The 11,211-nt window shown below is 41.0% G+C and carries 3 protein-coding genes and 1 pseudogene; 2 read left to right on the top strand and 2 right to left on the bottom strand.

Annotation, left to right across the window (positions count from 1 at the left end):
• The first annotated feature begins 4 nt into the window (after positions 1-4).
• Positions 5-532 (top strand): metal-dependent hydrolase, encoded by a 528-nt coding sequence (locus IPN35_05955; protein ID QQS59096.1) that lies wholly within the window; start codon positions 5-7, stop codon positions 530-532.
• 238 nt (positions 533-770) lie between these two features.
• Positions 771-6,878, top strand: coding sequence for a hypothetical protein (locus IPN35_05950; GenBank protein ID QQS59095.1), 6,108 nt, complete (start codon positions 771-773; stop codon positions 6,876-6,878).
• A 156-nt stretch (positions 6,879-7,034) separates the two neighbouring features.
• Here IPN35_05950 and IPN35_05945 read toward each other — a convergent pair.
• Both IPN35_05945 and IPN35_05940 read right to left on the bottom strand, forming a co-directional pair.
• Positions 7,035-7,633: pseudogene (locus tag IPN35_05945) on the bottom strand (GIY-YIG nuclease family protein).
• Positions 7,634-8,094: 461 nt separating this feature from the next.
• Positions 8,095-11,211 (bottom strand): type I restriction endonuclease subunit R, encoded by a 3,117-nt coding sequence (locus IPN35_05940; protein QQS59094.1) that lies wholly within the window; start codon positions 11,209-11,211, stop codon positions 8,095-8,097.

The raw sequence follows: 11,211 nt of genomic DNA, 5'->3' as shown, positions 1-11,211 counted from the left end.
TCTTATGTTTATCGCACATCTCCCCGCTGGCTACATACTTACCAAAAAACTGCAAAAGACAAGCGGTGTTGCAAAATATTTATGGGTTGGTCTTTTGGGAAGTATTCTGCCGGATATCGACATGCTTTACTTTTACTTGGTGGACAATAAGCAACACCTGCATCATGACTATTGGATACATACTCCATTTTACTGGATGCTGATTTCTTTATTTACTTTTTTGGCATTAAGGCTTCTAAAAAAACAAAAGTACTATCTTGTGAGCCTTATATTTTTCGCCAACATCTTTTTGCATCTCTTTCTTGATACCTTGGTCGGCAAAATCAACTGGCTCTATCCTTTTTCTTCCAAGAGTTTTTCTTTTTTTGAGGTGCCGGCTATATATGACTACTGGGTATATAATTTTGTTTTTCATTGGACTTTTCTTATTGAGGTTTTTGTCATTGTCTGTGCCGTACTTTTATTTCATCAAAATAGAAGCTCCTCCGTTCGGTCGAGTCTTTTGGACTCGACCACAAAAAATAACCCCTAACAACCATGGCAAAGAACTATAAATCGAAACAACCTGGCATTCCTTATTTTCTCACTTTCACTATTGTGAAATGGATTAATGTATTTACCAAACCAGAATACTGCCATATTCTTTGGGATAGCCTTCAATACTGCCGAAAAGAAAAAGAAATGAAACTCTATGCCTTTGTTTTTATGACCAACCACATTCATCCATTAACCTTAACCTTTTTTTCCTTCATTTCCTCTTTCTCCGTCCTGTGAAACTCTCTAACATCTTCTCCATTTTTACAGCAGTTACTCTACTCTCTGGCAGTATTCCCTTTCCTCCCTTTCAGCAAAAAACATACGCGGAGGTTATTCCGCTTTCTGAGCTTTCTCAAAACCTTCCTCCAAACAAAGAACTTTGGGAGGCATGGGTCACAAGTCGCAATTTTGATGCTGATTTTGTAAATGAGTTACAACGTATATTTATCGAAATGGAAGATGAAAATCTGGAAGCGGAAATACAAAACCTTCTGAACAATTTGGAAAATATGAGTGACCAAGAAGTGATCAATTTTATCAATGCAAACTATCTGAATGTTGCTATGAGCAATTTCTATTCAGCAGAAATATTCGAAATGCATAATAATGAAGACTCTTCTGAAGAAAACCCGTATGCCGGGTTTTCTGTTAAGAGTATGAATGATTCCGTCACCGTAGATGAAAATGATGTGCAAATGGTCAGTATTGGATCGGCTTTGGGAACCCTTGCTGTTGAAGATCAGCCGACTTTGATAAGCGCTAGTGGTGTTGGCAACGGACCGATTGTTTCGTATTACAATGGAATAGAAAATCATGCAATTGACAATCTTCTCTATTTTTTGACGCAAAATCAAAATGCAGATGGCAGTTACGGAAACATGCGGCAATATGAAATAACATTCAAAATTGCAGAAGCTTTTCTTGGGTATGGAAAAACCGAGAATGATCAATTTGTTGCCATGAGAGATTTTTTGGTGAATACCGAACCAAAGAACCTTCGGGAACAGGCTCTAAGGGTACGATTTTTAAAAACTATCAACGATATATCGTATCAAACGGTATTAAACGATGTGTTGGCACAGCAGAAAAACAATGGCGGTTTTGCACTCTTTCCAGAATACACGAGTGATATTCTTACGACACTAGAGGTTATTCATGCGCTTGAGTCCGTGTCAGGAGAATCGTCTCAAATAGATGAAGCGATAAATAATGCAATTTTTTCTGTTCTTAATCGAGTCGAAGGAGACGGAAGTGTACATTTTGAAGGAAATTCCAGTGCTCCCAGTTACCAGCTGGTGAACATGGCACTTCACTATCTGCGCCCCTTTGCGAACAGAACCGTAACAGATGGAAGTTTAAATATTTCGGTTCAGGGGAAGATAAACGCCATGCTTTCCTTTTTAGAAAACCAATGGAATGAAGCAGAAGAATCATTAGAAAATACCGAGGACGTTTTTGATGGCGTCATGACCCTGAGGAGTTTGTGGCTCTACAATGTACGACCGGATATTCAAGAAGCATTGAAACAACAGGCTTCTTGGCGACAAAATTTTGACGGTAGTTTTGGGGATTCTTTTTTTACTACTGCTTCCGCAATGCAGGCTCTGGCGGAACCAGATGTCACCATAACAAATATCCAAAGCACCGGAAGCTTGGAAAATGGTCTTCCGCAACAATTTACCCTTACTGTAGAAAATAATGGGTATCAGTCGGCTCGTACAATAACATTGCATCATATTGTAGATGAGTTTGCTTTTCAAACTCATGAATTTGAAATAGATATTCTTCCGGGACAGACGGGAACAATAACACTCGAATTTCCAAATACCAGTATGTTCATAGGAGACATGAATATGAAATTTTTTGTAAATGCAGAAAACGAAACAGAGTTTTCCGATAACTGGGCAGAGCAAACATTCTCATTTGCCATCAATAGAAATGGCAATCCGTCATTACCTCTCTATTATGCTTCTCATGCAGATGTGAGCGAATTTGAGGGGGAAGTACTCGTTTCACGTTGGAAGCATGTTGACGACCCAAATCGTGATCACTATTCCTTATTTTACCGTGAAGTGGGTCAGACTCTTTGGAATGAAATTAATTTTCTTGATGAACATCAGGTAGTGTCCACAGATTTGTCATCAGATATTGAATATGAAGTGACAGTAGGGGTTTCAAAAGGGCAATCCAAATATATTATAGCAGATACGACCACGGTTATTTTGAGTGCAGATGAAAGTCGGTATGCATCGAGTGCTTCGGGAACAATATTCGAAAGTGGTGTTCCTTTTGCATCCGCACCTATTGCCGGTTGTTCGAACAAATCGAAGAGTGATGCGGAAGGAAATTTTTCAGGCTCTTCTTTTTCGAATGGGAGTTGTCTTATGGAAGTATCGGAAAGACAATTTCCGGGAACGTATGTCTATGATAGCATACTCCATAGGGTTGAGCTCCCGCCAAATGGAAGCGTGAGTGATATTGAACTCCTGACAAGGTTGACTGAAGATAACGAGTCACCTGTTATTACCGATATACAAATTGTTGGAGGTACTGTGACCAATGGTGCCGAAATGCGTGTGTCACTTAATGCGACTGATAATATTTCTTTGAAGGAAGCAGATTTTTATTTTTGGAATTCAAATGAGCAGTTTTGGTATTACATAGGTACGGATATATTTGAACTTGATTCTGACAAAGATGCTCGTCCTTACACCTGGCATATACCAGAGATGACCTATTTTGTTCCGAAGACTGTTTTTGGTTCGGGTTTTCAAATAAAAGCGATTGCGTATGATCTTTCTGGAAATGCATCGGCGGAATTTGAATCGAGTCTTTTTGATGTCAAGGAAGCCTATTCTGTTTCTGGAAGAGTAACTAGAAATTCTGCCGGTACTGCCGGAATAGACGTGAAAATTTTCCAAAATAGTCAGGAAGTTACCAATATTCAGACTGATGCTCTCGGGAATTATACTGTTCTTTTGGAGCCCGGTACGTATGAAATTGTTCCCCAGAAAGCCGGCTTCACTTTTAGCCCAGAGTCGTATGCTGTTTCTGTTTCCGATTCACATCAATCTGGCTTTGATTTTACTGCTCCCACGGCGTTTGCCCATGTCGGAAACATCGTCCATGATGATGGAGGAGCCCTGCTAGATTCACCAGAGTCTGTATTCGTAAAAGGGGATCATGCCTACGTTGCTTCCCGAAATTCTGACGCACTCGAAATCGTTGATGTCTCTGATCCGGAAAATCCTACTCATGCCGGATCCATTGCTCGTATCGGCAGTACCGCACGAATTCGAAGTCCGTATGATGTCTTTGTGGTTGGTGATTATGCATTTATCGCATCATATTTTTATGACGCACTCGAAATTGTTGATGTCTCTGATCCGGAAAATCCTACTCATGTTGTTGTTGTGGAAAAGGGAGACAATGGAACCACTCTCGATAATCCTCGAGCAGTTGTGGTTTCTGGAAATTATGCATATTTGGCATCTCAAAATTCTGATTCTCTTGAAATTATTGATGTCTCTGATCCCACGAATCCGGTTTGGGCAGGTGCTCTCTATAATGGTGATGATGGAGCAGCTTTGGATGCTCCAAGAGATATTTTCGTGAGAGGAGACTATGCGTATGTTGTCTCGTATTTAAGTGATTCACTTACGATTATAGATATTTCTACCCCCTCCTCACCTGTTTATGTTGGTGGGTTAACCGCGGCTGATGGAGTTCTTTTAGGTCAGGCACAGTCAGTATTTGTTTCTGGAGATTACGCCTATATAACCTCACGTAGTGGTGATTCTTTGGAAATTATCGATATTTCTGATCCTACAAATCCAACAAGAGTTGGGGGCATTGTCGATGGTGACGGAGGAGTGAACCTCAATAATCCAACTTCGGTATATGTGTCTGGAAATCATGCGTTTGTAACCGTGGGGTCTGATGATGACTTTGCTGTTATTGATGTTTCTTCACCAGAAAATCCATCATATTCTGCCAGTTTACACAATGGGAATGGTGGGGCATCGTTCAATTATCCTACATCGGTGTTTATTCAAAATGGGTATGCTTTCGTGACTCTCGATTCTATTCCTGGAGCGTTACAAATTATTGATGTATCGACGTATTACAGTGGAGATGCTTCGATTGTTGTTTCACCATCATCTCATAATCTGGGAGAGAGAAATACAGATATGCAGATAATCCATTCGATTACGGTAAGCAATACCGGAAACACCGACGTTCCTCTTCAATCGATTAGTCTCGTAGGCGACTCAGAATTTTCCCTTCAGAATGATACGTGCTCAAACATCACTCTCAAAATTCAAGGTTCATGTACTTTTGAGATTGTATTTTTGGCAACGATACCGGGAGAAAAATCTGCTGATTTTACTGTTCGTGGAACGGGTGTTGATGCTGTGACAGAAACCGTTACCGCCAATGCCATTGATGCCTCGAAGATCCCCTCCCTCACCATTACAGAACCAGCGGGAAACGATGATATTGCTGATTCCGAATTTACCATTGAGTGGACAGATGAAGATACCGATGATGATGCCTTGATTTCTTTCTCTTATGATTCTGATAATGCTGGTGAAGATGGAGTGTTGATTGTGGAAAATATCAGTGAAGATGACGAAACCGATCAATACCAATGGGATACATCTGGTCTCTCCGAAGGTTCCTACTACGTGTATGCAATAATAGATGACGGTACCACTGTGAACACCGTCTATAGCCAAGATCCTGTCGAAATTATAAGAAATACATCACCTTCTTTGAGCATTCTTGAACCTGATGGCGTCGGTGACATTACCGATCAGAACTTTACGATTACCTGGTCCGATGCCGATCCCGATGATGATGCGGATATCTTCTTGTATTATGACACCAATGATACTGGCGCCGATGGGTCGTCCATCAACTTTATTGCTCTGAGCGAAGATGACGAAACAGATCAGTATGCTTGGGATACGTCGGAAATTCCCAATGGAAAGTATTTTGTGTATGCGATGATTGATGATGGAGTAAATGCGCCAGTTCCCTCGTACAGTAGTGGAACTCTTACCGTTTCCCACAATATTCCCCCAACACTCGATATTGTTGCCATTGATGCGAGCCCAAATCTCAAGACAGTAGTTATTGCGTATACAGATGAAGACCCAGATGATAATGCTCCCATCTCTTTTTACTATGACAACGATAGTATCGGAGCAGATGGAACGCTCATTATTGAAAATATTGAGGAAGACGATGACCACGAAAATGGTACCGATCAATACTATTGGGATGCCTCATCTCTTCCCGTTCAAGAATATTATATTTATGCCGTTATTGATGATGGAGAAAACGATCCGGTGATTACGTACTTTCCCGAACCTCTTTTGAATACGGCTCCTTCTTGTTTTGGAGCAGACACGTTTGCGAGAAACCCCTATACGCAAGAATGCAGCGGATTTACGACGTGCGATGCACCAAAGAATTGGGAATATTGTCGTTTTGACAACACCCCTCCCACTATGAGTGGAAATGGAGGGGTCACACTCCCAGTGGGAAGCGAGAGCACGACTCTTGTGGTGACGACCGATGAAGAAGCTTCTTGCAGATATGACACGGTTTCTGGAACGGGTTATGCCTCCATGAGCCATACTTTTGATTCCGTTGTCGCTCCTTTTAATCCAGTTTTTGTTCCTGTCAATTCTGATAGTTCTTTAGCTCACAACCTTCATGTGAGTGGCTTGAGAGATGGGCAGTCGTATCATTACTACGTTCGATGTGAGGATACGAGTGGAAATGCGAATACCAGTGATTTTGAAATACATCTTTCCGTCGAGAACTCAGGAGAGAATTCCACACTCTATGAAGATGGTGAAGATGCCAGTGATTGGATTGTTTTTGATACAACCCCTAATACTCCTATAGCTCCTTCTATTACTGCCCAAGACGGTCTTCTTATTACCGAAAGCAATGGGAAGGAAAATGGCTTTAAAAAGATATTCACAACGCCAAATACTACACAATTTGTAGCACAGTGGGATTGGAGACTCACAAAAAATCATTATTTTTTCTTGAAACTCACGACAAACAACGGAGTTCGTTTTTTGCGATATAGACCAGAAGATTCCGATTGTGTACCGAATACTAATGGGGAATATATTTATTGTGGAGTTGGTGCTCATGTTGCTGATGGAAATATTCACACCATTACTCGCAATCTTCAGGCAGATATGCATAGCGTTCAGCCCGATACGAATATTACGGGAGTGACCCAAATACTTCTTCGTGGTAAAATGGAAGTCGATAATATCCTTTTAAAGGACTCTTCAGATGGAGGGGAAGGATAGAGCTCTTGTCATTCACCAGTAATGGAAGAGGAGAATACATTTTCGATGCCAACGAATTTCATTTGATAGGTTCTGAATTTAGGGGAAAGGTTTCGTGAAGTTCATCTCTTCCAATATTTGTTCCATGAATATAGAATACTCGTCTTTTTATTCCTCTTATTCCTCCATCTCAATTCTCCGTCTTCGCTCATCCAAGGTTTCTCCCCTTCGTACATCCAATAATCGGTGCCAGCCACGCCGTAGTCATAGCTCAAGATTTGTTGTGCTGATTTTGATAAACTGGTTTTTTCGCCATTGTATTCTATTGTTCTATTATCAATGACCCTCGCCACTATTTCTTTGTCTCCGTTGAAATAAAGTTCTGATCCAACGGGGATATTTGCCATTCTAAAATTAAACCTTGCCCTCTTAGTGCGTGCTTCATTTAGTGCTTGCTGATCCTCAATGTTCTCCACAATATCCTGCTTTGGAGTAACGTTTTCTATCTCTGCCAGTTTCAGGGCTGAAACAACTCTTTCTGGAGCAACTTCAAAAAATTCACGACTCGAACGCACCCGATGATCTAAGAAAGCATCGTGAAGTTTTTTTTCAACAAAGGAAGCATTTTCTACTCTTGCTGCGTAAAAACACTCAAACGGAAGTGGTACACTGGTATTGTCCATATCTCGAATTCGCTGTTCGAGATTTGTTGTTCGACCAATCTTTACATAGTTTGGCATGGCCTCATTGATGAGAATATAGACGATTTCGTTCATAATTTGTAACTTAGAAGAAAAAAGAGAGTATAATTCATCTATCTTTTGATAGATTTCTAGCTCACTTATTTGGTCACCTAGAATATCAATGGCAAGGTATTTTGCAAAATCTATAGCATTTTTAAAGTTATTGATTTTTGTATTTTGATTCTCATTCCAAAAACCATCTTCATTCCAACCCCATTTGAAGGGCTGTATTTCGGATAAACATTCTTCACAAGTACTTACAGTGTCATCAGCATAAAAACCAGTAGCCCTTTTAATATCAGCAACAAAGTGTGCAAAAAACATAATCCTTTTCTGTGCTTCAGTAATATTGCTTGGTGGACTCTCATATAAATTCCAAAGCTTTTTTACGAGTGGCAACTCAAATTCATAATCATAGAATATATCAGTGCAAATACCTTCAATATCAGACCATAAAATATTCTTTTTTTCTTCTGTCATAAAACAATTAAATATTACACACTCCATTCATCAGCAAGTAGCTCAGCTTGCTTTAAGATATTATCTGTTGCCAGTTTTGCCATATCAGGCGGATAGCCGTATAGCCGAAGGGTTCTTTTTACGATTGCTCTTAATTTTGCCTGTACTGTTTCTTTGATTGTCCAGTCAATCGAGGTGTTGGCTTTTACTTTCTCTACAAGGACACGAGAAAGCTCTCTGAGGGCATCATCCCCCAATACTGACTTTGCACTGTCATTGTTCGCAAGAGCATCATAAAAGGCAATTTCATAATCGGTAAGCCCAAGATTATCTGCACGCTCATCTGAGGCTCGCACCTCTTTGGCGATATTGATTAATTCTTCAATTACCTGAGCTGCAGTGATGAGATTGTTTTGATATTTTTTAATGGCATTCTCAAGCATCTCCGAGAGCTTTTTGCTTTGGATAAAGTTCTTTTTTCTTCGCCCTTTGATTTCGTCATTCAATATCTTTTTCAATAGCTCTAGTGCAACATTCTTGCGCTTCATACCCTTTACCTCTTCCAAAAATTCATCATCAAGAATGGAAATATCAGGCTTTTTGATTCCTGCCGCATCAAAAATATCGATTACTCCTTCGGAAACCACCGCCTTGTCTACAATTTGTCGAATAGATGTTTCAATTTCTTCATCACTTTTACCGCTTCCACTTGGTTCGAATTTTACCAATCGAGCCTTTACTGCTTGAAAAAATCCGACTTCATCTTTAATCTCCATCGCCTTAAGATGCGGAACAGAAAGCGCAAAAGCCTTGGAGAGGAGTCCGACTTCCTTTGTAAATCTATTCTTCCCATCCTCTATTCCAAGAATATGTTCTTGAGCCTCAAGAATAATAGTCATTTTTTCTCGGGTGTCAGCCTCAAAATATCGTTCAAAATCGAATCCTGCAAAGAGTTGGCACACCACTTCAAACTTCTCGAGCATTGTTGAAACTGCATCTTCTTGATTCAGTGTCGGTTCGCCTTTTCCGCCGCTTTCGGTGTAGGTTGCAAGTGCTCGCTTGAGGTCTGAGGCGATGCCGATATAATCCACCACAAGACCTCCTGGCTTATCCTTGTAGACACGATTCACACGAGCAATAGCCTGCATGAGATTGTGTCCTTTCATAGGCTTGTCGACGTAGAGCGTATGCAGGCACGGAGCATCAAAGCCTGTAAGCCACATGTCGCGCACAATAACAATTTTTAGTGGATCATCAGGATCTTTGATCCGTTCACCGATTGCCTTGCGATCTTGCTTGGTCGTGTGGTGCTGTTGCCAACTGGCAGGATCAGAAGAGCTCGAAGTCATTACCACTTTTATCACACCTTTTTTCAGGTCAGTGTCGTGCCATTCAGGGCGGAGTTCTATAATTGCTTCATAGAGCTCCACAGCTATTCTTCTGCTCATACTCACAAACATGGCTTTTCCTTCAAAGGCTTCTTGTCGAGTTTCAAAATGTTTAATGAAATCTTCTGCCACGGAAGCAAGTCGGTCTTTGTGTCCCACTATGGCTTCCAGTTGCGTCCACTTTGCTTTTGCTTTTTCTTTGGCGGTTGATTCTTCTCCTTCGGTGATTGCTTCTACTTCATAATCGAGTTTTTCCTTTTCTTCCTCCTTCAGGTGAACTTTAGCGAGCCGTGATTCATAGTAAATGCGAACGGTCGCACCGTCTTCTACTGCCTGAGAAATGTCATAAACATCAATGTATTCTCCAAATACGGCAGGAGTCGATCTGTCCTCACTTTCGATTGGTGTTCCTGTAAAACCGATGAATGAAGCATTCGGCAGGGCATCACGGAGGTATTTTGCATTTCCATAACGAGTTTCGACTCCTTTTTCGGTCTCACGAGTTTTTGCGCCAAAACCATATTGGCTTCGATGCGCCTCATCGGCAATTACGATAATATTTTTTCTGTCAGATAAAAGCTCATATATTGAAGAGCCATCTTCAGGAGAAAATTTCTGAATGGTAGAAAATACAATTCCTCCACCCGATGTTTTGAGGAGTTTTTTCAAATCAAGCCTATCCTTTGCTTGTATGGGTTCTTGACGAAGGAGCTGTTTGCATCCCGCGAAAGTATCGAAGAGTTGATCGTCAAGGTCGTTACGATCAGTGATTACCAGTATTGTCGGATTATCAAGCCCCAATACCACTTTTCCCGCATAAAACACCATTGAGAGTGATTTCCCCGATCCCTGAGTATGCCACACCACTCCTGCTTTTCTGTTCCCTGTTTCTTTGGCAGCTTCCTTGGTTGATTCAATTGCCCGATTCACCGCATGGTACTGATGATACGCCGCAACCTTTTTTACTGTTTCGATTTGGATAAGCCCCGTTTTCGATTCTTCTTTTTTTGTTTTTTCAAAGACAGTAAATTGCTTGATGAGATCAAGCATCACATCTGGTCGAAGCATTCCGCGGATCATGGTATCAATCTGTGGCACCGTAACGGCATCTTCTTTTACACCATCAACTGTTTTCCAATTCATAAACCGTGACCATCCAGCAGTAAGTGAACCGACCTTGGCGTCGAGTCCGTCGGAAGCGACGAGCAAGCCATTGTAAAAGAAAAGGTCAGGAATGGCATTTTTATAGTTTCCGAGCTGAGTAAACGCTTTTGTAACAGTGGCATTTTCATCTGTTGGATTTTTGAGTTCGATTACCACAAGTGGCAGTCCGTTTACCAGAATCACAACATCTGGTCTTTTGATGGTATTGTCATTTGTTACTGTGAATTGATTCGTTACAATCAGATTGTTTGCCGTAGGATTCTCAAAATCTACGAGTTGTACAGAACCCCCAACTGTTTCGCCATTCTTTTGATATTCAATGGGTACACCCTCCGTAAGGTATCGATGAAAAGCTTCATTATTTTCTATGAGACTCTGGCTTGGTAAATTTATCACCTGTTTGAGCGCATACTCTTGTGCATCCGCAGGAATATCTGGATTTAATCGATTAATGGCATCACGAAGTCGCCCCTTCAGTACCACATCAGAAAGATCTGGTCGCTCCTCCTCTTGCTGTTCTGGGGTCAGATATGTGTAGCCCTGAGACTGGAGAGTCTCGATGGTCATTTGCTCGACGTCGGATTCGAAAATTTTGGTCAT

This window comes from Candidatus Peregrinibacteria bacterium (assembly GCA_016699755.1).
Lineage (GTDB): Bacteria > Patescibacteriota > Gracilibacteria > CAIRYL01.
Note: the sequence above shows the minus strand (reverse complement) of the source record. Positions and strands in the feature narration are given on the sequence as shown.